The 20,764-nt window shown below is 72.9% G+C and carries 20 protein-coding genes; 13 read left to right on the forward strand and 7 right to left on the reverse strand.

The features are described 5' to 3' along the window. Positions 1–50 precede the first annotated feature (50 nt). The gene (locus ACWD0Y_RS17120) at positions 51–836 is read right to left on the reverse strand and encodes a glutamate racemase (protein ID WP_176710178.1); all 786 of its coding nucleotides are present in this window, start codon (positions 834–836) and stop codon (positions 51–53) included. Positions 837–893: 57 nt separating this feature from the next. Here ACWD0Y_RS17120 and ACWD0Y_RS17125 point away from each other — a divergent pair, with 57 nt between their 5' ends. Further along, complete coding sequence (locus ACWD0Y_RS17125; RefSeq protein WP_450261160.1) at positions 894–2,078, forward strand: glycosyltransferase; 1,185 nt, start codon at positions 894–896, stop codon at positions 2,076–2,078. An 81-nt stretch (positions 2,079–2,159) separates the two neighbouring features. On the opposite strand, the gene ACWD0Y_RS17130 is transcribed toward ACWD0Y_RS17125, so the two are convergent. Then, entirely contained in the window at positions 2,160–3,401 is a 1,242-nt protein-coding gene (locus tag ACWD0Y_RS17130) for a TerD family protein (RefSeq protein WP_450261161.1), read from the reverse strand. Between the two features lie 272 nt (positions 3,402–3,673). On the opposite strand from ACWD0Y_RS17130, the gene ACWD0Y_RS17135 reads away from it, so the two are divergent. The 4 genes from ACWD0Y_RS17135 (at position 3,674) to ACWD0Y_RS17150 (ending at position 8,213) form a co-directional block, all read left to right on the forward strand. Beyond that, positions 3,674–4,153 carry a DUF6643 family protein gene (locus ACWD0Y_RS17135; protein WP_450261162.1) on the forward strand — a complete coding sequence of 160 codons (480 nt, stop codon included), beginning with the start codon at positions 3,674–3,676 and terminating at the stop codon, positions 4,151–4,153. Positions 4,154–4,195: 42 nt separating this feature from the next. Beyond that, entirely contained in the window at positions 4,196–5,032 is an 837-nt protein-coding gene (locus tag ACWD0Y_RS17140; protein WP_450261163.1) for an MOSC domain-containing protein, read from the forward strand. Between the two features lie 80 nt (positions 5,033–5,112). Then, positions 5,113–5,718 carry an Rv1733c family protein gene (locus ACWD0Y_RS17145; RefSeq protein WP_450261164.1) on the forward strand — a complete coding sequence of 202 codons (606 nt, stop codon included), beginning with the start codon at positions 5,113–5,115 and terminating at the stop codon, positions 5,716–5,718. Between the two features lie 89 nt (positions 5,719–5,807). After that, entirely contained in the window at positions 5,808–8,213 is a 2,406-nt protein-coding gene (locus tag ACWD0Y_RS17150) for a right-handed parallel beta-helix repeat-containing protein (RefSeq protein WP_450261165.1), read from the forward strand. Here ACWD0Y_RS17150 and ACWD0Y_RS17155 read toward each other — a convergent pair. After that, positions 8,183–10,555 (reverse strand): hypothetical protein, encoded by a 2,373-nt coding sequence (locus ACWD0Y_RS17155; protein WP_450261166.1) that lies wholly within the window; start codon positions 10,553–10,555, stop codon positions 8,183–8,185. The genes ACWD0Y_RS17150 and ACWD0Y_RS17155 overlap by 31 nt on opposite strands. A 215-nt stretch (positions 10,556–10,770) precedes the next feature. On the opposite strand from ACWD0Y_RS17155, the gene ACWD0Y_RS17160 reads away from it, so the two are divergent. Then, complete coding sequence (locus tag ACWD0Y_RS17160; RefSeq protein ID WP_450261208.1) at positions 10,771–11,610, forward strand: DeoR/GlpR family DNA-binding transcription regulator; 840 nt, start codon at positions 10,771–10,773, stop codon at positions 11,608–11,610. Positions 11,611–11,669: 59 nt separating this feature from the next. Here the strand turns inward: ACWD0Y_RS17160 and ACWD0Y_RS17165 are convergent, their stop codons facing one another. Then, positions 11,670–12,803: a PLP-dependent cysteine synthase family protein gene (locus ACWD0Y_RS17165; RefSeq protein WP_450261167.1), complete on the reverse strand. Its 1,134-nt coding sequence runs from the start codon at positions 12,801–12,803 to the stop codon at positions 11,670–11,672. 272 nt (positions 12,804–13,075) lie between these two features. Here ACWD0Y_RS17165 and ACWD0Y_RS17170 point away from each other — a divergent pair, with 272 nt between their 5' ends. Together ACWD0Y_RS17170 and ACWD0Y_RS17175 are read left to right on the forward strand one after the other, a co-directional pair. Continuing rightward, positions 13,076–13,411, forward strand: coding sequence for a hypothetical protein (locus ACWD0Y_RS17170; RefSeq protein ID WP_450261168.1), 336 nt, complete (start codon positions 13,076–13,078; stop codon positions 13,409–13,411). 166 nt (positions 13,412–13,577) lie between these two features. Beyond that, positions 13,578–14,105: an ATP-binding protein gene (locus tag ACWD0Y_RS17175; protein WP_450261169.1), complete on the forward strand. Its 528-nt coding sequence runs from the start codon at positions 13,578–13,580 to the stop codon at positions 14,103–14,105. An 86-nt stretch (positions 14,106–14,191) separates the two neighbouring features. On the opposite strand, the gene ACWD0Y_RS17180 is transcribed toward ACWD0Y_RS17175, so the two are convergent. Beyond that, positions 14,192–14,485, reverse strand: coding sequence for an SHOCT domain-containing protein (locus ACWD0Y_RS17180; RefSeq protein ID WP_450261170.1), 294 nt, complete (start codon positions 14,483–14,485; stop codon positions 14,192–14,194). Positions 14,486–14,652: 167 nt separating this feature from the next. Between ACWD0Y_RS17180 and ACWD0Y_RS17185 the strand changes: the two genes are divergently transcribed. After that, positions 14,653–15,237: a TetR/AcrR family transcriptional regulator gene (locus tag ACWD0Y_RS17185; protein WP_450261171.1), complete on the forward strand. Its 585-nt coding sequence runs from the start codon at positions 14,653–14,655 to the stop codon at positions 15,235–15,237. A gap of 10 nt (positions 15,238–15,247) precedes the next feature. Next, complete coding sequence (locus ACWD0Y_RS17190; RefSeq protein WP_450261172.1) at positions 15,248–15,829, forward strand: DUF4865 family protein; 582 nt, start codon at positions 15,248–15,250, stop codon at positions 15,827–15,829. A gap of 214 nt (positions 15,830–16,043) precedes the next feature. Here the strand turns inward: ACWD0Y_RS17190 and pip are convergent, their stop codons facing one another. Both pip and ACWD0Y_RS17200 read right to left on the reverse strand, forming a co-directional pair. Continuing rightward, on the reverse strand, positions 16,044–17,015 hold the full coding sequence (gene pip, locus ACWD0Y_RS17195) for a prolyl aminopeptidase (RefSeq protein ID WP_450261173.1): 972 nt from the start codon (positions 17,013–17,015) through the stop codon (positions 16,044–16,046). Beyond that, positions 17,012–18,244: an ROK family protein gene (locus ACWD0Y_RS17200; RefSeq protein ID WP_450261174.1), complete on the reverse strand. Its 1,233-nt coding sequence runs from the start codon at positions 18,242–18,244 to the stop codon at positions 17,012–17,014. The genes pip and ACWD0Y_RS17200 overlap by 4 nt, the downstream gene beginning before the upstream one ends. A gap of 108 nt (positions 18,245–18,352) precedes the next feature. Between ACWD0Y_RS17200 and ACWD0Y_RS17205 the strand changes: the two genes are divergently transcribed. The 3 genes from ACWD0Y_RS17205 to ACWD0Y_RS17215 all read left to right on the forward strand — a co-directional run bounded on the left by ACWD0Y_RS17205 (position 18,353) and on the right by ACWD0Y_RS17215 (position 20,764). Then, complete coding sequence (locus tag ACWD0Y_RS17205) at positions 18,353–19,579, forward strand: MFS transporter (protein ID WP_450261175.1); 1,227 nt, start codon at positions 18,353–18,355, stop codon at positions 19,577–19,579. A 71-nt stretch (positions 19,580–19,650) separates the two neighbouring features. Beyond that, the gene (locus ACWD0Y_RS17210) at positions 19,651–19,998 is read left to right on the forward strand and encodes an SCO4225 family membrane protein (RefSeq protein ID WP_450261176.1); all 348 of its coding nucleotides are present in this window, start codon (positions 19,651–19,653) and stop codon (positions 19,996–19,998) included. 31 nt (positions 19,999–20,029) lie between these two features. Next, complete coding sequence (locus ACWD0Y_RS17215) at positions 20,030–20,764, forward strand: maleylpyruvate isomerase family mycothiol-dependent enzyme (protein ID WP_450261177.1); 735 nt, start codon at positions 20,030–20,032, stop codon at positions 20,762–20,764.

A 20,764-nucleotide genomic window follows, 5' to 3' on the forward strand; every position in this document is an offset into this window, starting at 1 on the left:
CTCACGTTCCGCGTTCGGGGCAGCGCCGGACCGGCCCGGCCCGGCGGTGGTCAGCGCGCGGCGTCGACCGTGTCGAGCAGACGGCCTTCGGCGTACGCGAGGGCGGGGCCGGGCAGCGCGGAGTGCCGGCCGCTGAGCAGCACGGTGAGGCCGGCGCCCGGCGCGGCCGCGGGGGCGGGCTGCGCGCCGATGCGGCGCAGCGCCTGGGCGGCCACGGCTTCGGCGGACCCGTGGAGCACGACGGGCGGCAGACCGTGCGGCCGGACGGCGGTACGGATGCGTTCGGCGACCAGTTCGTAATGGGTGCAGCCCAGGACGACGGCCCTTACCTCGCGGGGGGTGAGGGCGGCGGCCGCGGCGACGGCCCGGTCGACGGCCTCTTCGTCGGCCTGCTGCACGGCGTCGGCGAGACCCGGGCAGGGCACTTCGGTGACGTCGACGCCGTCGGCGAACTCACGGATGAGGCCGCGCTGGTAGGGGCTGCCGGTCGTGGCGGGGGTGGCCCAGATGGCGACGGGGCCGCCGCCCGCGGCGGCCGGCTTGATCGCGGGCACGGTGCCGATGACCGGGATGCCGGGCTCCAGCTCCGCGCGGAGGGCGGGCAGAGCGTGCACGGAAGCGGTGTTGCAGGCCACGATCAGCGCGTCGGGCCGGTGTGCGGCGGCGGCCCGCGCCACGGCGAGCGCGTGTTCGGTGACATCGGCCGGCGTACGCGGCCCCCAGGGCATGCCGTCGGGGTCGGAGGAGAGGACCAGATCGGCGTCGGGCCGCAGCCGACGTACCGCGGCGGCCGCCGCGAGCAGGCCGATTCCCGAGTCCATGAGCGCGATCTTCACCCGGTCACCATAGTCGACCGCCCTCGCGGCGGCTCCGGGGTGGGGCAGACTCGGCGGATGAGCGCCATTGCCTGGATCGCCGTGGGATCGCTGGCCGCGTGGCTGTGGCTGCTGCTGGGCCGGGGTTTCTTCTGGCGTACGGACCAGCGGCTGCCGCGGCGCGAGGAGCCCGACGGATGGCCGGATGTCGCCGTCGTCGTACCGGCGCGCGACGAGGCCGAAGTGCTGCCCGTGAGCCTGCCGTCGCTCCTCGCGCAGGACTATCCGGGACGCGCGGAGGTCTTTCTCGTCGACGACGGCAGTGAGGACGGTACGGGAGCACTGGCGCGGGAGCTGGCCGGCCTGCACGGCGGACTGCCGCTGACCGTGGTCTCACCCGGCGCCCCGGAGCCGGGCTGGACCGGAAAGCTCTGGGCCCTGCGGCACGGCATCGCGCTGGCCAGCGCGCGGGAACCCGGCAGCGAACCCGAGTACCTGCTCCTCACGGACGCCGACATCGCACACGCCCCGGGCAGTCTGCGCGAACTGGTGGCCGCGGCCGGCGCCAACGGTCTCGACCTGGTCTCCCAGATGGCGCGGCTGCGCGTCGTCAGTGGGTGGGAGCGGCTGGTCGTTCCCGCGTTCGTCTACTTCTTCGCGCAGCTCTATCCGTTCCGGTGGGTCAACAGGGCGGGGGCGCGGACGGCGGCCGCCGCGGGCGGCTGTGTGCTGCTGCGGACCGGGGCCGCGGCACGCGCGCGCGTGCCCGACTCGATCCGGCAGGCGGTGATCGACGACGTGTCGCTCGCCGGAGCCGTGCAGCGCGGTGGGGGCAGGATCTGGCTGGGGCTCGCCGAGCGGGTGGACAGCGTGCGCCCGTATCCGCGCCTGGGTGATCTGTGGCGGATGGTCTCCCGCAGTGCGTACGCCCAGCTGCGGCACAGCCCGTCGCTGCTCGCGGGAACGGTCGCGGGGCTCGCGCTGGTGTATCTCGCTCCCCCGCTCACGCTGTGCGCCGGCCTGCTGTCGGTCGACGGTGTGGCGGCCTGGGCCGGCGGCCTGGCCTGGGCGGTGATGACCGCCACGTACCTTCCTGTACTGCGCTACCACCGGCAGCCGCTGTGGCTCGCCCCGGCGCTGCCGTTCACCGCGGTCCTCTATCTGCTGATGACCGTCGACTCCGCCGTGCAGCATTACCGGGGGCGGGGCGCGGCCTGGAAGGGGCGTACGTACCCCCGTCCCGAGACCGCACCGGAGCGCTGACCGGTCCCCGCGCCGGTCGCCGGGCCTCGCCGGCCGCCGGGACCCGTGCAGTCCCCGGGACCCGCGCAGGCTCCGGGACCGTCACTTCCTGCCGGGCGTCCAGTTCATGCCCCATCCGTAGGCGTGGTCGATGGTGCGCTGCGGGCTGACGCCGCGCTCCGGTACGAGGTAGCGCGCTTCGCGGCGCACGGTCAGATCGCCGCCCTCGTTGGTGATGAGGGCGAGCGCGGCGACCGTGGACGGCACGGTGCACTCGTCGAGCGAGAAGTCGACGGGGGCGCCGTGCTGCGGTGTGAGCGTGACCGTGGCGTGCAGGTCGGCGAAGGAACGCGCCCCTTCGTAGACGGCGACGAAGATGATGACGCGGTGGAGCTCGTCCTTGTGGTCGAGGTTGACGGTCAGGTTCTCGCCCGTCCTCACGGACCCGGTGCGGTCGTCGCCGTCCAGGTGGATGTACGGCGGCTGGTGCAACGAGCCGAAGGCGTTGCCGAGGGCCTGGACGACTCCCTTGCGGCCGTCGGTGAGCTCGTAGAGGGCGCACAGGTCGAGGTCGAGGTCGCCGTGCAGGGCGATGGCCCTGCCGAGCTTGGCGCCCCATCCCTTGAACTGCTTGCGCACCTCCCAGTTGAGGTTCACGCGCATCGTGCCCGTGGTACCGCCCTGCTTGGTGAGGGAGACGGTCGGGGCTTCCTTGGTCAGCGTGACTTTGGTGAGGCGTACAGGAGCGGAGGGCGGGGCCGCCGGGGCCGGAGCCGCGATCGGAGCCGGGGCCGGGACCGAGGCCGGGGCCTGCTGCTGGGGTTCGTCGACGCTGATGCCGAAGTCCCTCGCCAGACCCTCCAGGCCGCTGCCGTAGCCCTGTCCCACGGCGCGGAACTTCCAGGCACCCTGCCGCCGGTAGAGCTCACCGAGGACGAAAGCCGTTTCGACGCTCGCGTCCTGGCTGTCGAAACGCGCGATCTCGGTGCCGTTCGCGGCGTCCAGCACACGTACGTACAGTCCCGGCACCTGTCCGAAGTTGCCGCCGTCCGCCGAGGCCGCCACCACCACGGTCTCCACCGCGGCCTCCACGCGCGCGAGATCGACGGAGAGCGTGTCCGTCACGCTGTGCCCGGACGCCCTCTTCCCTTCGTGCCGGACCGCGCCCGAGACGTGGGCGGGTTCGTTGTAAAAGACGAAGTCCGCGTCGGAGCGGACCTTTCCCGACACCAGCAGGAGGGCCGAAGCGTCGACGTCCGGTGTTCCGGGGCCTGAACGCCATCCCAATTCGACGCGCACAGCCTGTGCCGGCACCGGCACATTGGTTCCTTTAAGCATGGACATGATCGCCCCCGTCGCGGGTCCGAGTGTCTGAGGATTTACGTACGGTCAACCTATTCCTCTGCGCTCCACAGGCCCTCCGGCGGCGACCCGAAGATCACCTGGCAACCCCGGGTAACCCATGGCCAGTGCACCCTTTACATGATCCCAACACCGCGCGGCGACCGTTTTTCCCAAGTTCGCTCGTATTGGGGATCCGTCATCACTCACAACTCGTAAAACAACCCTCTTATCTGGCTCCCCAACCAGAACATCTTCGGCTTAACTTAGGTGTCATGACCTCCCCCCGCGCCACCTACGGCGGCGGTTACTCCTCCGCCCCGTCCTTCACGGACACTCCGATCTACGACTCCCTCGTCGCAGAGCGGGGCACGCCCCAGATCGCTCCCATCCGGGTGCCTTCCGCGTACGACACCGGAAACAGCTATCTGCCGGCTCTCCCGGCGGCGCTTCCCGCGCTTCCTTCGGCACCTTCCCACTACACTCCCGCCCCTTCGTACGGCTACCCGCAGCAGGCCGCGCCCCAGCCGGCGCCGCTCCAGCACGCGCCCGCGCCGTACATCCCGCAGCAGGCCACGGGCCCCCGTGGTTACCCGGGTCCGCAGCAGTACCAGCAGCAGTACCAGCAGCAGCCGCCGCGCCAGCCCGCCGCCACCGGGTACGAGGCCATGCGCCCCGCGGCGGCGCGCCCGGTGCCCGCGGCCACGCCGTACGACGACCCGTACAACCACCAGTACCAGAGCCGGGGGTACTGACCGGCCGCACGACTGTCCGACCCGGCTGGCAGGATTGGCCGCATGCCGAATTCACTTCTCCATGCGGTCCATGTCTACCCGGTCAAGTCGGTGGCAGGGTGTGCGCCGAACGAAGTGAAGGTCGAGCCGTGGGGTCCGGCCGGGGACCGCAGATGGATGCTGGTCGACCCGGCCGGCAAGGTGGTCACGCAGCGTCCGCAGCCACATCTCGCCCTGGCGCGGGCCGAGCTCCTGCCCGACGGCGGGATACGGCTGTCCGCGCCCGGCCGCGAGGCGCTGAGTGTCGCCGTGCCCGGGCCGGCGGCCACCACGGTGGTGCACATCTGGAAGGACAAGGTCGAGGCGGTCGAGGCGGACGCGGGGGCACACGCCTGGTTCAGCGACTACCTGGGCACCGAAGTGCGTCTTGTCCATCTCGACGACCCGGCACGCCGCCGCCCCGTCGACCCCGGCTACGCAAAGCCCGGCGAGACCGTGAGCTTCGCCGACGGCTTTCCCCTGCTGGTCACCACTCTGGCCTCCCTCGACGCCCTCAACTCCCTCATCGCGCAGGGCGACCACCCCGACGAGGGACCGCTCCCGATGAGCCGTTTCCGGCCGAACGTCGTCCTGGACGGCACCGCCCCCTGGGCGGAGGACGGCTGGCAGCGGATCGCGATCGGCGAGGTCACCTTCCGCGTCGCCAAGCCGTGCGGCCGCTGTGTCGTCACCACCACGGACCAGCGGACGGCGGAGCGCGGCAAGGAGCCCCTGCGTACGCTCGCCAGGCACCGCCGCTCGGGCGACCAGCTGATCTTCGGGCAGAATCTCGTGCCGGAAGGTACCGGGACCCTCCGGGTCGGTGATCCCGTCAGGATCCTCGGGCAGAAGCTCGGGTAGGACCTCGTGGCCGTGGGAACCCGCCGGATCGACAGGCGCGTTGAAGGGGCGGGCACGGAAGGGGAAGGGGGTGCGGGACTGTGCGGGCGGCAGCCGGTGTGTGGCGCTGGCGGGGCAATCCGCTGTGCCGTACGACCGATCTCGTCGAGGCATGGGTGGCCCTCGCCACCGTGCTGCTGATCGTCTTCGTCGCGCCCGCCGCGGGCTGGCTCTGCGGCACGCTCACCCATGCGGCACTGCGGGAGTCGGTGCGCGTGCAGCACGAGCAGCGCCACCGGACGACGGCCCTCGTCGTCCGGACCGCGCCCGGCCCGGCCGTCGTCGCCGACCCCGAGATCTCCTCGGAGCGCGCGGCCCACACCCGGGTGGTGGCCGACTGGACGGCGCCCGACGGCAGTCGTCACACCGGGACCGTGTCCACCTCCCGGCCGGCCGTACAGCCGGGCGACCGCTTCCCGGTCTGGACGGACGAACAGGGCAGGGTGGTCGGGCGCCCCATGGACGGCGTCACGGCCTCCACCCACGCCACCCTCGCGGGCATCGGCGCGGCGGCGGCGGCAGCGGCGTTCTTCGAGGGCGGCAGGCGCCTGTTCGTATGGCGGCTCATGCTGCGTCGGTACACCCGGCTCGACCGGGCGTGGGCCGGGGCCGGTCCCGACTGGGGACGTACGGGTACGGGCAGCTGAACCACGGCTGACCGGTCAACTCGCCGCCCTCCCGCGCGCTACGGTGGAGCGGCCAGATCGTCAGCACAAGGTGGGGGCACAGCAACGCCATGGCACAGGGCACGGTCCAGGTGACGCACACCGGCACATCGCGGTGGCGGCGCCGCACAGGCGAATACGCCTCCCTCGCCGCAGCCCTGGAGGCCGCGGGGGACGGTGACGTGCTCACCGTCGCTCCCGGCACGTACCGGGAGAACCTCGTCGTCCAGCGCGCCGTGACCCTGCGCGGCCCCGAGGGAACGGTCGGTTCGGTCCGTATCGCCCCCGTGGACGGTGTGGCACTGACCGTGCGCGCCTCCGCCGTCCTCCAGGACCTGCACGTCGAGGGGCAGGACACGGCCTCCCCCGCCCTGCTCGTCGAGGACGGCACCCCCGAGCTCGTCGGCCTGCGCATCGTGACCCGCTCCGCCGTCGGCATAGAGGTGCGCGGCGCGGCCCGGCCGACCGTGCGCCGCTGCACCGTGGACAACCCGGCGGGCGTCGGCATCGGCGTACTGGAGGGCGCGGGCGGGCTGTTCGAGGAGTGTGAGGTGGTCGCGGCCGGCCAGTCGGGCGTCTCGGTGCGCGGCGGCGCGCACCCGCGTCTGGAGCGCTGCCGCATCCACCACACCTCGGGCTCGGGCCTGTCCGTGAACGGCGAGGGCAGCGGCCTGGAGGCCGTCGGATGCGAGGTGTACGAGGTCAAGGGCAGCGGCGTACAGGTCGCCGCCCGGGGATCGGCCCATCTGACCGACTGCACGGTGCACCGCACTTCGGCCGACGGCGTCACCCTCGACACCGACGCCGTGCTGACGCTCTCCGACTGCGACATCCACGACATCCCGGAGAACGCGATCGACCTGCGTTCGCGCGCGGTCCTCACGCTCACCCGCTCCACGGTGCGCCGGTTCGGCCGCAACGGGCTGTCCGTCTGGGACCCCGGCACACGCGTGGACGCCAACCAGTGCGAGATCCACGACAGTACGGGCGACTACCCGGCCGTCTGGATCAGCGACGGCGCGACCGCCGTCCTGGAGGCCTGCCGGGTGCACGACGTCCCCGACGCGCTCTTCGTCCTCGACCGCGGCTCGCGCGTCGATGTCGTCGACAGTGACCTGTCCCAGGTCCGCAACACGGCGGTCTCGGTGAGCGACGGCGCGACCGCGCAGCTCGACGACTGCCGGATCCGTGAGACGGCGACCGGCGCGTGGTTCCGCGACCACGGCAGTGGCGGAACGCTCTCCGGCTGCACCATCGACGGGGCGCAGACCGGTGTCATCGTCACCAAGGGCGCCGACCCGCGCGTGGAGCGCTGCACGGTCACCTCGCCCGCCGAAGCGGGTTTCTACGTCTCCGCGGAGGGCCGCGGCACCTTCCACGGCTGCCGGGTGACGGGGAGCAGCGGCTACGGCTTCCACGTGATCGACGGCTGCCGTACGACGCTGACCCGCTGCCGCACGGAGCGCTGCGCGCGCGGCGGTTACGAGTTCGCCGAGGACGGCCCGCTCGTCGAGGACTGCACCAGCGACGAGAGCGGCGTACGGGCCCCGGCCCCGGAGGTCCCCGCCGTGCTGACCGCGACGCAGACCACCGGGCTGCTCGGCGCGGTCCCCGGGCAGCGCGCCACAGAGCCCGTGGCCGCCCCTCTCGCGGACGCGGAGCCGGTCCGTACGCCGAAGGCGGTGCTCGGTGAATTGGACGCGCTGGTGGGCCTGGAGAGCGTCAAGCGCGAGGTGCGCGCCCTCACCGACATGATCGAGATCGGCCGGCGCCGTCAGGAGGCCGGGCTCAAGGCCGCCTCGGTCCGCCGCCATCTGGTCTTCACCGGCTCCCCCGGCACCGGGAAGACCACGGTCGCGCGGCTGTACGGCGAGATCCTGGCCTCGCTCGCGGTGCTGGAGCGCGGTCATCTCGTCGAGGTGTCGCGGGTGGACCTGGTGGGAGAGCACATCGGCTCGACGGCGATCCGCACCCAGGAGGCGTTCGACCGGGCGCGCGGCGGTGTGCTGTTCATCGACGAGGCGTACGCGCTGTCCCCCGAGGACTCCGGGCGCGACTTCGGCAAGGAGGCCATCGACACGCTGGTGAAGCTGATGGAGGACCACCGGGAGGCGGTCGTCGTGATCGTCGCCGGGTACACGGCGGAGATGGAGCGCTTCCTGAACGTCAACCCCGGTGTGGCGTCCCGTTTCTCACGCACGATCACCTTCTCCGACTACGAACCGGAGGAGCTGCTGCGGATCGTCGAGCAGCAGGCCGAGGAGCACGAGTACCGGCTCGGTACGGGAACGGGCGAAGCGCTCCTCAAGTACTTCACGGCGCTGCCCAAGGGGCCCGCGTTCGGCAACGGCCGCACCGCGCGCCAGACCTTCGAGTCGATGGTGGAGCGGCATGCGGGGCGGGTCGCCCGGCTCACCGAGATGAACACGGACGACCTGACCCTCCTCTACCCCGAGGACCTGCCGGAACTTCCCTGATCCAGCGGGGCGTCCGGCCGCTGCCGGGGCACCGCGGACGGCGGCAGCCGGTCGAGCAGCGCGGCCCTCTCCCGGTCGAACTCGGGATCCGCCTGGTAGTCGGAATGTCCCAGCACGGGAGCGGGCAACGGCTGTTCCCTGGTGCGTCCGTAAGCGAGCGGGTCCTGGAGCGCGGCCCGGTCCACTTCGGGCCCCCGGTCGCCCCCCTTGACGCGTACCGGGCCGCCGATGGGGTCGGTACGGCGCCACAGGTTGCGCCAGCAGTGCACCTCGCCGCTCAGGGCCTCCAGGCAGGCGGTGCCGAAGAACGCCGGGAACCAGCGCCCGTACAGCCGCTCCAGCGGTGATCCGTACGTGAGCAGCGCGACCCGGCGCCTGGCGCGCAGCGGCAGTTGCCAGACGGCGGCCGCCGCCAGCACGCTGCCCTGCGAGTGGCCGGAGATGACGAGCCGCCCGCCGGTGCGGTCGGTCCAGCCGGCCATGCGCCAGGTCAGGTCGGGGACGGCCCGCTCGGCGTAGCAGGGCGGCGCGAAGGGGTGGGCGGCGCGCGGCCAGAAGGTGCCGACGTCCCAGAGGATGCCGATGGTGCGGCGGGCCGCGGGGTCGCGGTAGGCGCGGCGGCCCCAGGTGACGAACAGTATGAAGCCGACGCCGATCAGCCAGGAGCCGAGTGCCTGCGCGGCCTGCGCCGCCGACGCGACGAAGTCGGGGGCGCCCGCCGCGGCCCTGCCCGGCACCTTCCCGGTCGCCCAGGCGCCGACGAGCGCGGCGGCTCCCAGCAGCAGGGTGGCGCCCGAGACGACACCGAGGATCGCGGGGGCCCGGTCGGTGAGCGCGGCCATGGCGCGGGTGCGGGCGATGCGGCGGGTGCGCACGGAGTCGGGTTCGGCGTCCGGGTACTCCGCCTCGATCTCGTCGGACATCGCCCGCCGGGCGCGCCGGGTGCGCACGGCGAGGAAGGCGCCGAGTACCAGCAGGAGCACCAGCAGGGGCGGGATGACGGAGGCCTGCCAGGTCAGCAGCACGGGGGGGCCCACGATGACGCCGCCGGACTCCCCCGGTGTGCCCGCCCCGTCGAGCCAGTCGGCGACGCGCTGGGCGACGCCGCCGGTCATGACGCCGCCGAGCGCGCAGGCGAGCATGGCGACGGCGGGGCCGCCGAGTCCGCGCATCACCGTACGGGCGTCGGGCGCCCGCCGGAACATGGTGAGCGCGACGGCGGCGAGCACGACGATCAGTGCGCCCTGGGCGAGGACGATGATGCCGAAGGCACGGTCGCCGGGGAGCCGGCCCTCGGAGACCCAGCCGGGGCGGGACCAGGCGGTGTACAGCACGGTCAGGGCCAGCAGGACGAGCGCGGAGCCGGGCAGCAGGGTGACGGCGGCCCGGTCGAGTTTCAGGTCGAGGCGGCTTTCGCAGCGGCCCCTGCGGCAGACCACCCAGACCACCACGGCGGCCCCCGCGAGCAGGGCCAGTTCGAGCGCCCGGCCGGTCGCTTCCAGGAGCGGGCCGGAGGCCCGGCGGTCGTGGCGGGCCCCGGCCACGGCGAGGGCGGCGGCGACGGTGAGGAAACCGGCGGCGGTGTGGGCGGCGCGGAGCCGGGCGACGAGGCGGCGGCCGTACCAGAAGCCGGGCATGCCGAGGACGGGGCGGGCCGTCGGCTCGTCGAGGTCGTGCTCGGCGCCGGCGGGCAGGGGGCGCTGGGACTCGTACGCGCTCCAGGTGCGGTGGGACAGGTACCAGAGGAGGCCGGTCAGCGCGGCGGGTACGACGGCGGCCAGGGCGAGGCGCCGGCCCGGCTGGGCCCACCAGCCGCCCCGCTCGGGGGACAGGAAACCGAGCCACGACTTGTCGCCGGAGCAGCGGGAGGAGCCCGCGCACTGCCATGCGGTGAGGTCGAGCGCCACCTCGCAGGCCGCGGCGATCAGCAGCACGGTGAGGCTGAGGGCCAGGAGCCGCACGAGCACGCCGTACATGCGCACGGTCCTGGTGAGGCCGCGGGTGGTGGGCTGCATCCAGTGGGTGAGGTTGGCGACCATGAAGGGCAGCAGGAGCAGCCACAGCGCGCGGGCGCCGTTGCCGGAGGTGAGGTTGCACCAGACGTACGCCTCGGGGACCGGCCGGTCGCGGGGGCCGCCGTCCGGATCTCCCGGGCGCAGTTCCGCTTCGGCGTCCTCGGTACGGCGGTACACGGCGGCGGTCTCGTCGCCGGTGACACGGACCGTACGCGGGTCGCCGAGCATCTCCTGGGGGGTGGTGCCGCCGACTCCGTGGACCAGGAGTTCGAGCGCGGCTCCGCTGTCGTCGCGAGGCGGTGTCGGTGTCGGTGTGACACGGGGCACTTCTGTGGCTCGCTCTCGTGGTGGGAGGATCGGGAGGATCGTCTTCCGCGCACAGTGCGGCGTGGCGCGGCGTTCAAGGATCCCGGATCATGGGCGGCCGCCGCACCGGTCTCGCCGAATCTCACCGAATCTCCCCGAGGTCCGGCCGCCGCGCACCCGTGCGAGGATGAACGGCCCTCATGCCTGTACTGCCGTACGAAGGGACCGGACCGACCGTGACCGACAGTCAGAACCTGCTCGCGGAGCAGCGCCGTGCCTTGATCCTCGACGAGGTCAGGCGGCGCGGCGGTGTCCGGGTCCAAGAGCTGACCAGGAAGCTCAACGTCTCCGACATGACGGTCCGCCGGGACCTGGACGCGCTGGCGCGGCAGGGCGTGGTCGAGAAGGTGCACGGCGGTGCGGTGCCGGTGGTCGAGGCGAGTACGCACGAGCCGGGCTTCGAGGCCAAGTCGGGCCTGGAGCCGAACGCCAAGGAGGCCATCGCGCGGACGGCCGCCGCGATGGCGGTGCCCGGCAGCGCGATCGCGCTGTCCGGCGGTACGACGACGTACGCGCTGGCCCGGCACCTGCTGGAGGTGCCGGATCTGACGGTGGTGACCAACTCGGTGCGGGTCGCCGATGTGTTCCACACCGCTCAGCGCGCGGGCGGCGGGAGCGGGCCGCGCCCCGGCTCGGCCACGGTGGTGCTCACCGGCGGCGTACGGACGCCGTCGGACTCACTGGTGGGCCCGGTCGCCGACCAGGCGATCCGCTCGCTCCACTTCGACGTGCTCTTCCTCGGGGTGCACGGGATCTCGGCCGAGGCGGGGCTCTCCACGCCGAATCTGGCGGAGGCGGAGACGAACCGGCGGCTGGTGCGGTCCGCGCGCCGGGTGGTCGTGGTCGCGGACCACACCAAGTGGGGCACGGTGGGGCTGAGTTCGTTCGCGACGCTCGAAGAGGTCGACACCCTGGTGACGGACGGCGGCCTGCCCGCCCGGGCCCGTGAGGAGATCGCGGAGCATCTCCCGGGCCTGGTGGTCGCGGGCGAGTCCCCGGACACCGCGGGCGACTGAGGGACCGCCGGCGGCCGGAGCGTGCGCCCGGACCTGGGGCCGGGCCTGGACCGGAACGTTCAGCACGGCCAGGTGCCGGTGGCCAGGAACTGGTCGATCGCGGCGCTGTACGGAGCGATGTCCAGGCCCTGTTCGGCGAGCCAGGCGTCCGAGTAGTACTTGTCGAGGTAGCGGTCGCCGGGGTCGCAGATCAGCGTGACGACACTGCCCTTGCGCCCCTCGGCGACCATTCCCGCGACGATCTTCAGCGCGCTCCACAGTCCGGTGCCGGTGGAACCGCCCGCCTTGCGGCCGATGGCCCCGTCCAGTGCCCGTACGGCCGCCACGCTCGCCGCGTCCGGGACCTTCATCATGCGGTCGACGGCGCCGGGCACGAAGCTCGGCTCCATGCGGGGCCTGCCGATGCCCTCGATGCGCGAACCGCAGTCGCTCGTGGCGAGCGGGTCGCCGTTGGTCCAGCCGTCGAAGAAGCAGGAGTTCTCCGGATCGGGTACGCAGATACGGGTGTCGTACTGCATGTAATGGACGTAGCGCGCGATGGTCGCCGAGGTGCCGCCCGTCCCGGCCGTCGCGACGATCCAGGCCGGTTCCGGATACCGCTCCAGCCTCATCTGCTGGTAGACGGATTCGGCGATGTTGTTGTTGCCTCGCCAGTCGGTGGCCCGTTCCGCATAGGTGAACTGGTCCATGTAGTGGCCGCCGGTCCTGGCCGCGAGGGCGGCCGACTCCTCGTACATCTTCCGCGAGTCGTCGACGAAGTGGCACTGCCCGCCGTGGAACTCGATCAGCCGGATCTTCTCGGGGCTGGTGGTGCGGGGCATCACCGCGACGAAGGGCACGCCGATCAGCTTCGCGAAGTACGCCTCCGAGACGGCGGTCGAGCCGCTCGACGCCTCGATCACGGGCTTGCCGGGCCTGATCCAGCCGTTGCACAGGCCGTAGAGGAAGAGCGAGCGGGCGAGCCGGTGCTTGAGGCTGCCGGTCGGGTGGGTCGACTCGTCCTTGAGGTACAGGTCGATCTCCCACTCCTGGGGCAGCGGGAAGCGCAGCAGGTGCGTGTCCGCGGAGCGGTTGGCGTCCGCCTGGACCTTGCGGACGGCCTCCTTCAGCCAGGCCCGGTACTCCGGATCGCTGCGGTCCACGTCGATGGTCGCCACGGCGTTGCCGGTACGTGCCTGGTCAGCGGTGCTCATGTGGGCCACTTCCTTGTCGTAGCGTCCCCCGGGGCAGCTGGTTTCCGCTCCGGGAACTCCGGTCCCCCAGCTGCCACTTTATGCCTCTCACCTGCACAAACGTTGACTTTGGGCAGCCATAGGGATGGCTTGTGGGGCGGGGCCGGGCGGTACGGCACGGAAGTGGCCCACGGCCTCGCGCCCCGCCGGCCGGTCGCCGAGGGACTCTGGTGCGCGGGCCCGGGTTTGTGCAGACTGCCCATCAGGAAACCGTGCGAAGGGGGCGAAGTGACATGGCGGAGCCCGAGTTCAACGCTACGGGCGTACGGATAGGGCGTTGGCCCCGCTCACTGACCAAGGCCGGCCAGGTACTGGTCCAGGACGGCAGGCTGGTCCTGCTGACGAGCAACGGACGGGAGATCGACAGCGCGCCGCTGGGCTCCGTGACCGCGGAGAAGCCCTGGTACGCCGGGGACGACAGCACGGTGGCGAGGGTCAACGGCACCCGGTACCGGCTCACCATGGGGCAGCAGGGCCACGCCAAGGACGGCGAGGAGCTGGCCGGGCAGTTCCTGGAGGCGGTCCGCGGCGCGCGGAACGCACGCGGCGTACGGGACTCGCGGGACTGATGGCATGCGAGTTGCGCGGCGGCACCACCTGGGTGACCCTGGTCTCACATCACTCAGGGTGCAGCGGCGGTTACGCTGAGAACCAGCCCCGCCGGACCAGACAGCAGACAGCCACTGCTGGATCCGTTCTCCGTCTTCTTCCGGACCTATTCGGGGAGTCGCAGCCGTGATCAGCGAGCCAAGCAGGCACTGCACGGTGGAGCTCCAGGCCCTGCCGTCGCGGATCGGTCAGGTCCGCAGAATCGTATCGGCGCAATTGCGCTACTGGCATCTCGATTCCTTGATAGAACCGGCGGCGCTCGGCGTCACCGAACTGCTGGCCAACGTCCACCGGCACGCAGAGCCGGACAAGACGTGCACCGTGGAGATCGAGCTGCTGCTCGACCGCCTGACGGTGTCCGTCCACGACCACGATCCGCGCCCGCCCACGGTCCGTGAGGCCGGCGCGTCCGAGACGAGCGGGCGCGGTCTCGCGCTGATCGAGGCGGTCAGCGAAAGCTGGGGTGTGCGCCCGCGGGGCGACGCCGGGAAGGTCGTGTGGTTCACGCTGCCCACGCCGTTCCCCGCCGCGGCACTGCCGGAGCGTCCCGTGCGCGGGGCGACGGCCGACGGGCCGTTCCCGCACATCGGGACCGGTCCCGAAGCCGTCCCTTCGACGCAGGTACCCGCCGTCCGGTCCGCCGCGGTGGGCTGACCGGCAGGCGCCCCGCCGCGGCGGGGCACCGGCCGTACCGCGTGACGATGCCACGCGGTACGGCCGGGCGCGCCGCCCGGCGACGGTCATGCGGCGCCGCCCTTCGGCGCGGTACGGCCGAACTGCTCGTCCAGGACGGAGAGCCGGCGCCAGTACTCCTCCTCGTCGATCTCACCGGAGGCGAAGCGGCGGCCGAGCATCGCGATCGGCGAGCTCTCGCCGTACGACGCCCGCTCCTGCCCGGGTCCGCGCCGCCCGGTCCCTCCGCGCCGTACGCCGGTGCGGCGCAGCACGGTCACGACGCCGAGGACGACGGCCGCCCAGAACAGCGGGAAGAGGAGGACCCACGGGCCGGGTCCTTCGTGCGCCAGGGTGTTCATACCGGGTCAGCTCCTCGCTGTGCGTCTCGTCGTGCGGCGCTACGAGCGTCGCTCCGTGAGGGGGTCCCGGTCGTCGTACGGCCGGCGGCAGTGCGTGTACCACGCGGGGAGCAGGCAGGGATTTCGCGGCTCCTTCCGCCTGCGACCCACTTTCTGTACCTACTGGTATGTACAGTGAGGTCATGAGCACACCGGAGAGACTCGTCGAAGCCACCCGCGACCTGCTGTGGGAACGCGGCTACGTGGGAACGAGCCCCAAGGCGATCCAACAGCGCGCGGGTGCGGGCCAGGGCAGCATGTACCACCACTTCACGGGCAAGCCGGACCTGGCGCTGGCCGCGATCCGGCGTACGGCCGAGGAGATGCGGGCCGCTGCAGAGAGGGTGCTGGGCGGTGACGGGCCGGCGTACGGGCGGATCTCGGCGTATCTGCTGCGCGAGCGCGACGTGCTGCGCGGCTGCCCCGTCGGGCGGCTGACGATGGATCCGGACGTCATCGCCGACGACGCGCTGCGGGCGCCGGTCGACGAGACCCTCGACTGGCTGCGCGGGCGGCTCGCCGGAATCGTCGAAGAGGGTGTGGCGGCCGGCGAGTTCGGTGCGGGCGTCGAGCCCGCCGACGTCGCGGCCACGATCGTCGCGACCGTACAGGGCGGCTACGTGCTGGCCCGCGCCTCGGGCTCGACGGCCGTATTCGACGCCGGGGTCCGGGGCCTGCTCGCCCTCCTCGCCGCCACCGGCCCGACTGCCTGAGGAGTCCGCGATGCACGCCATGCAGTACGAGATCACCCTCCCCGCCGACTACGACATGGGCATCGTCCGCGAGCGCGTCGCGACGAAGGGCCACCTCCTCGACGACTTCCCGGGACTCGGCCTCAAGGCGTACCTGATACGGGAGCGCGGAAAGGACTCCCCGGTGAACCAGTACGCGCCGTTCTACCTCTGGAGCACTCCGGCGGGCATGAACTCCTTCCTGTGGGGCCGCGGGTTCGAGGGCGTCGTCAACGACTTCGGACGGCCGGAGGTGCAGCACTGGACAGGTCTCGCGTACGAGGAGGGGCCAGCGGCGGGGGCCGCTGCGCGGACCGCCACCCGCCGACGGGTGCGGCTGCCCGACAACGACAAGCCGGCCGAAGCCGTCGAGCGGGCCCTGACGGCGCACCGGCGGCTGGCGCGCACGGACGGTGCGGTGGCGGCCGCCGTGGCCGTCGACCCCCGGCACTGGGAGATGCTGCACTTCGCGCTCTGGACGCAGGACGCCCCGAAGGAGGCCGGCGACCCCTTCCAGGTGCTGCACCTGTCCGCTCCGGAGCGCGCCGGACTCGGCCGGGGCAGGCAGTGGTGAGCTTCGTCCGTACCGTCCTCGGGGAGGTTCCCGCGACCGGGCTGGGCGTCTGCGACGCCCATGACCACCTCTTTCTGCGTACGCCTCGGCTGCCCGGCCGGGAACTCGACGACACGGAGGAGGCGCGAGCCCGGCTCAACGCCTTCCGCCGGTCGGGCGGTCGGGCGGCCGGGCGGTCGGTCAAACGCGGCGCGCGCGTTCGGGGTGGAGCGGCTCAGCGGCTGATCCGGCGTCCCGCGAACCGGTCGAGTGCGCCGATCACCAGTGCCCGCATCGTCTCGCTGCCCTTGTGCCCCGCGTCGTCGACGACGGTCAGCTCCGCGTCCGGCCAGACCTGGGCGAGTTCCCAGGCGGTGCCGTGCGGGCTGCTGAGGTCGTGGCGGCCGTGGAGCAGTACGCCCGGGATGCCGGCCAGCCGTCCCGCGTCGCGCAGCAGCTGTCCTTCGTCCAGCCAGGCGCCGTGGGCGAAGTAGTGGGAGGCGAGGCGCACCAGCGCGGTGCGGGCGGTGTCGGGGAGACCGCCGTAGGGGTTGGCGTCGCCGCCCGGTTCCAGGGAGAGCACCGCGTCCTCCCAGGCGCACCAGTCGGCGGTCGCCCTGGCCCGTACGTCCGGGTCGGGGTCCGAGACGAGCCGTGCGTACGCCGCGACGAGGTCGCCGTCGCGGGCGTCCCCGGGAACGCCCGCCCGCAGCCGCTCCCACGCCTCGGGGAAGAACCGTGCGACGCCCCGGTAGAGCCAGTCGATCTCCGAGCGGCGGGTCGTGGTGACACCGGAGATGACGATCTCCGAGACGCGGTCCGGATGGGCCTCGGCGTAGGCGAGGATCAGCGTGGAACCCCAGGATCCGCCGAAGAGCAGCCAGCGGTCGATGCCCAGGTGTTCCCTCAGCCGTTCCATGTCGCGGACCAGCTGGTGGGTGGTGTTGTGGGTGAGGTCGGTGGCGGGGTCGCTCGCGTGCGGCGTGCTGCGGCCGCATCCGCGCTGGTCGAAGAGGACGGTCCGGTAGCGCTCCGGGTCGAAGTAGCGGCGTACGCCGGGGGCGCAGCCGGAGCCGGGGCCGCCGTGGACGACGAGCGCGGGCTTGCCCCCGGGGTTGCCGCAGACCTCCCAGTGGACGAGGTTGCCGTGGCCGACGTCGAGCATGCCCTGGTCGTAGGGGTCGATGGGCGGATAGCGGCCGGTCACGCCGTTCCCTTCGCGCTCGCGAGCGCGGCGAGCGGGTCGTCGAGCACCGGCTGCCACGCCAGCTCGGCCGCTCCCACGAGGCTGTTGTGGTCGAGCGTGCACGGCAGGATGGGTACGCCGCCGCTGCGTCCCCAGAGACTGCGGTCGGCGACCACGGCGCGCAGCCGTTCCGGGTCGGCGTCGAACAGTTCGCGGTGGAGGCCGCCGAGGATGATGCGGTCGGGGTTGAGGATGTTGACGAGTCCGGCGAGGCCGAGGCCGAGGCGGTCGACGAGCTCCTCGCCGGCCCTGCGGATCGTGGGGTCGTCGTACTTCCCGCGCAGCAGTTCGCGGGACTGCTGGAGCAGCGAGACCTCGGGTCCCGGGGGGCGGCCGGCCGCGGTGAGGAAGGCCAGCGGGTCGGTCTCGACGTCGAGGCAGCCGCGGCCGCCGCAGTAGCAGGGGCGGCCGTCGGGGTTGACCGTGAGGTGGCCGACTTCGAGGGCGAGGCCCGAACTGCCGGTGTGCAGGCGGCCGTCGACGACCAGTGCGCCGCCGACGCCCCGGTGGCCGGTGGCGACGCAGAGGAGGTGCTGGGCGCCGCGTCCCGCTCCGTGGCGGTGTTCGGCGAGTGCGGCGAGATTGACGTCGTTGCCGGCGAAGGCGGGGCCCGTGATGCCCGCCGCGCGTACCTGTTCGGCGAAGATGTCGCGGACCGGGGAGCCCGCGGGCCACGCGAGGTGCAGCGGGTTGAGGGCGGTGCCCTCCGGTTCGGCGACGGCGGACGGCACGGCGAGGCCCGCGCCGACGCAGCGACGGCCGCTCTCGCGCAGCAGTCCGGCGCCGGCCTCGACCGCCGCCCCGATGACCTGCGCCGGGTCGGCGGAGACCGTCTCGCAGCCGGGCGCGGTCGCGACGGTCCGGCCGCCGAGGCCGACGAGCGCCGCGCGGTAGCCGTCGGCGTGGATCTGCGCGGCGAGGACGACGGGGCCCGAGTCGTTGACGGCCAGCCGGTGCGAGGGGCGGCCCTGCGAGCCGGCCGCCGCACCCGGCCGGGAGTCGACCTGGATCAGCCCCAGGGACTCCAGTTCGGCGGCGACCGCGCCGGCGGTGGCCCTGGTGACGCCGAGTTCGGCGGTGAGGACGGCACGGGTCGGCGCCCGTCCTGTGTGCACCAGTTCCAGGGCGGGCCCGAGCGCGCTCCGGCCCCTCTCCAGCCTCGTTCTGATGGTGGTCGCCTTCCCGTTCATGGGGGCGAGTCTCCCATGCCGGAAAAGATCGTCCGGGCCCGGCTCCGCCGGTCCGCGGCGCCGTCGCCCGCCTTGTACGGATCGGGGCGCGGCCCCTATGCTGACTTTGTGCCGCAACTAAACAAACCAGGGACGGCCGCTCCCGGAGGCCGGGGCGGGAACACCGCCGCAGCCTCCCTGTCCCGCCTCCGTATCGCGCTGACCGTTTTCTTCGCCCTCGACGGCTTCCTCTTCGCCGGCTGGGTGGTCCGCATCCCCGCCATCAAGGAGCAGACGGGGGCCTCCGCGAGCGACCTCGGCCTCGCCCTCCTGGGGGTGTCCGGGGGCGCGGTGATCACGATGATGCTCACCGGGCGGCTCTGCCGGCGCTTCGGCAGCCACCCGGTGACCGTGGCCTGCGGCGTGCTGCTGTCCCTGAGCATCGCGCTGCCCGCGCAGACGCACTCGACGCTCGCGCTCGGTCTGGTGCTGCTGGTCTTCGGTGCCTCGTACGGTGGCATCAACGTCGCGATGAACAGTGCCGCGGTCGATCTGGTCGCGGCCATGCGGCGCCCGGTGATGCCGAGTTTCCACGCCGCCTTCAGCCTCGGCGGCATGACCGGGGCCGGGCTGGGCGGCCTGGTCGCCGCCCACCTCTCCCCCACCGCCCATCTGCTGGGCCTGACCGGCACCGGGCTCGTCGTGACCGCCCTGGCCGCTCCCGCACTGCTGCGCAACCGGGTGCCTTCTCCGGAACGCCTCCAGGGACAGCCGGAGAACGGCCCGCGACCGCTCCGGGGAACGGCCCGAAAGGCCGTCGCGCTCTTCGGAGTGATCGCGCTGTGCACGGCGTACGGCGAAGGGGCGCTCGCGGAGTGGGGCACCCTCCACCTCCAGCAGGACCTCCACGCCCACCCGGGCGTCGCCGCCGCCGGATACTCCCTCTTCGCGCTGGCCATGGCGGCGGGCCGGCTCAGCGGCACCACACTGCTCGAACGGCTCGGCCAGACCCGCACCCTGGTGGCGGGCGGGGCGCTCGCCGCTGCGGGCATGCTCCTCGGCGCGCTCGCGCCCGCCACCTGGCTGGTGCTCCTCGGCTTCGCCGTGACCGGGCTCGGCCTCGCGAACATCTTCCCCGTGGCCGTCGCCAGGGCGGGCGAGCTGGCCGGACCGAGCGGTGTCGCGGCGGCGTCCACGCTCGGTTACGGCGGCATGCTCGTCGGACCGCCGGTCATCGGTTTCCTCGCCGACTGGTTCTCCCTTCCCGTCGCCCTGACGACAGTGGCCGTACTGGCCGCCGTCTCCGCGCTCCTGGGGTACTCGGCACGGAATGCGTCCCCGGGCGGCCCCGTCTGAGTAGGCGTACTCAGGCGGGCCCGGCTCCGCGGGCGCACCCTGGGGGCAACCCACCGGACGGAGAGACCGCCATGGCCACTCGACAGCTGCACACCGCCGCACACCTGACGTTCCGCAACCCCGCCTCGCTGGTCTACCTCGGCCTGGTCGCGGCGACCGCGGTGTTCGTCACGGCCGACACCCTCTTCGTCACCCACGAGGACGCCTCGTTCGCCGGAGTGTGGCTGTTCCTGCTCAGCGCGCCCACGGTCTTCGCCTTCTTCATCGGCGGCGACCTCTTCGGGGGGACCGTGAGCGAGTCCGCGTGGTTCCTGTACGTCGCCCTGCCGGTCTCCGTGCTCATCCAGTCGTTCGCACTCGGCTGGTTCCTCCGGCTGCTCCGCGGCGTCTCGCGCCCCGTCCGACCACAGGGCGCCTGACTTCCATGCGGCAGCTGGCACAATCTGCCGCATGGAGGCCGCCGAGTTCATCAAGACGCTTGACCAGCAAGGCCGGTTGATGGCCGCCGCCGCCGAACAGGCGGGTCCGGACGCCCTCGTGCCCACCTGCCCCGACTGGCAGGTGCGGGACCTGCTGCGGCACACGGGCGCGGTCCACCGGTGGGCGACGTCCTATGTCGTAGCGGGCCATACGGAGCGCCGCCCCCTGGAAAGCGGGCCCGGCCCGGACGGGGAGGCACTGCTGCACTGGTTCCGGGAGGGACACGGCCTGCTGGTGGCCGCGCTGAACACGGCCCCCAAGGACCTGGAGTGCTGGACCTTCCTGCCCGCGCCGTCGCCGCTCGCCTTCTGGGCCCGGCGCCAGGCGCACGAGACGGCGGTCCACCGCGCGGACGCGGAGTCGGCACTGGGCACCGCACTGTCCCCGCTGGGGCCGGAGTTCGCGGCGGACGGCGTCGACGAGCTGCTCCGCGGATTCCATGCCCGCGACCGCAGCCAGGTGCGCACCGACGAGCCGCGCGTTCTGCGCGTACGGGCGACGGACTCGGGCGACGTGTGGACGGTGCGGCTCTCCGGCGGCCCGCCGCGCACGGAGCGGGGCGGCGAAGGGCCCGCCGACTGCGAGCTGAGCGGGCCCGCCGGACAGCTCTGCCTGGCCCTCTGGAACCGGCTGCCGCTCTCCGTGCTCACCGTGTCCGGTGACGACGCGCTCGCGCGCCTGTGGCAGGAGAAGTCAGCCGTCTGA

Source organism: Streptomyces altiplanensis, from assembly GCF_053591575.1.

Bases quoted from the DNA above. Each gene is read 5' to 3' on its own strand.
- ACWD0Y_RS17130 (WP_450261161.1), bottom strand. From the start codon at position 3,401: ATGTCCATGCTTAAAGGAACCAATGTGCCGGTGCCGGCACAGGCTGTG.
- ACWD0Y_RS17200 (WP_450261174.1), bottom strand. From the start codon at position 18,244: ATGAACGGGAAGGCGACCACCATCAGAACGAGGCTGGAGAGGGGCCGG.
- ACWD0Y_RS17135 (WP_450261162.1), top strand. From the start codon at position 3,674: ATGACCTCCCCCCGCGCCACCTACGGCGGCGGTTACTCCTCCGCCCCG.
- ACWD0Y_RS17140 (WP_450261163.1), top strand. From the start codon at position 4,196: ATGCCGAATTCACTTCTCCATGCGGTCCATGTCTACCCGGTCAAGTCG.
- ACWD0Y_RS17165 (WP_450261167.1), bottom strand. From the start codon at position 12,803: ATGAGCACCGCTGACCAGGCACGTACCGGCAACGCCGTGGCGACCATC.
- ACWD0Y_RS17215 (WP_450261177.1), top strand. From the start codon at position 20,030: ATGGAGGCCGCCGAGTTCATCAAGACGCTTGACCAGCAAGGCCGGTTG.
- ACWD0Y_RS17150 (WP_450261165.1), top strand. From the start codon at position 5,808: ATGGCACAGGGCACGGTCCAGGTGACGCACACCGGCACATCGCGGTGG.
- ACWD0Y_RS17125 (WP_450261160.1), top strand. From the start codon at position 894: ATGAGCGCCATTGCCTGGATCGCCGTGGGATCGCTGGCCGCGTGGCTG.
- ACWD0Y_RS17180 (WP_450261170.1), bottom strand. From the start codon at position 14,485: ATGAACACCCTGGCGCACGAAGGACCCGGCCCGTGGGTCCTCCTCTTC.
- ACWD0Y_RS17170 (WP_450261168.1), top strand. From the start codon at position 13,076: ATGGCGGAGCCCGAGTTCAACGCTACGGGCGTACGGATAGGGCGTTGG.
- ACWD0Y_RS17210 (WP_450261176.1), top strand. From the start codon at position 19,651: ATGGCCACTCGACAGCTGCACACCGCCGCACACCTGACGTTCCGCAAC.
- ACWD0Y_RS17190 (WP_450261172.1), top strand. From the start codon at position 15,248: ATGCACGCCATGCAGTACGAGATCACCCTCCCCGCCGACTACGACATG.
- ACWD0Y_RS17185 (WP_450261171.1), top strand. From the start codon at position 14,653: ATGTACAGTGAGGTCATGAGCACACCGGAGAGACTCGTCGAAGCCACC.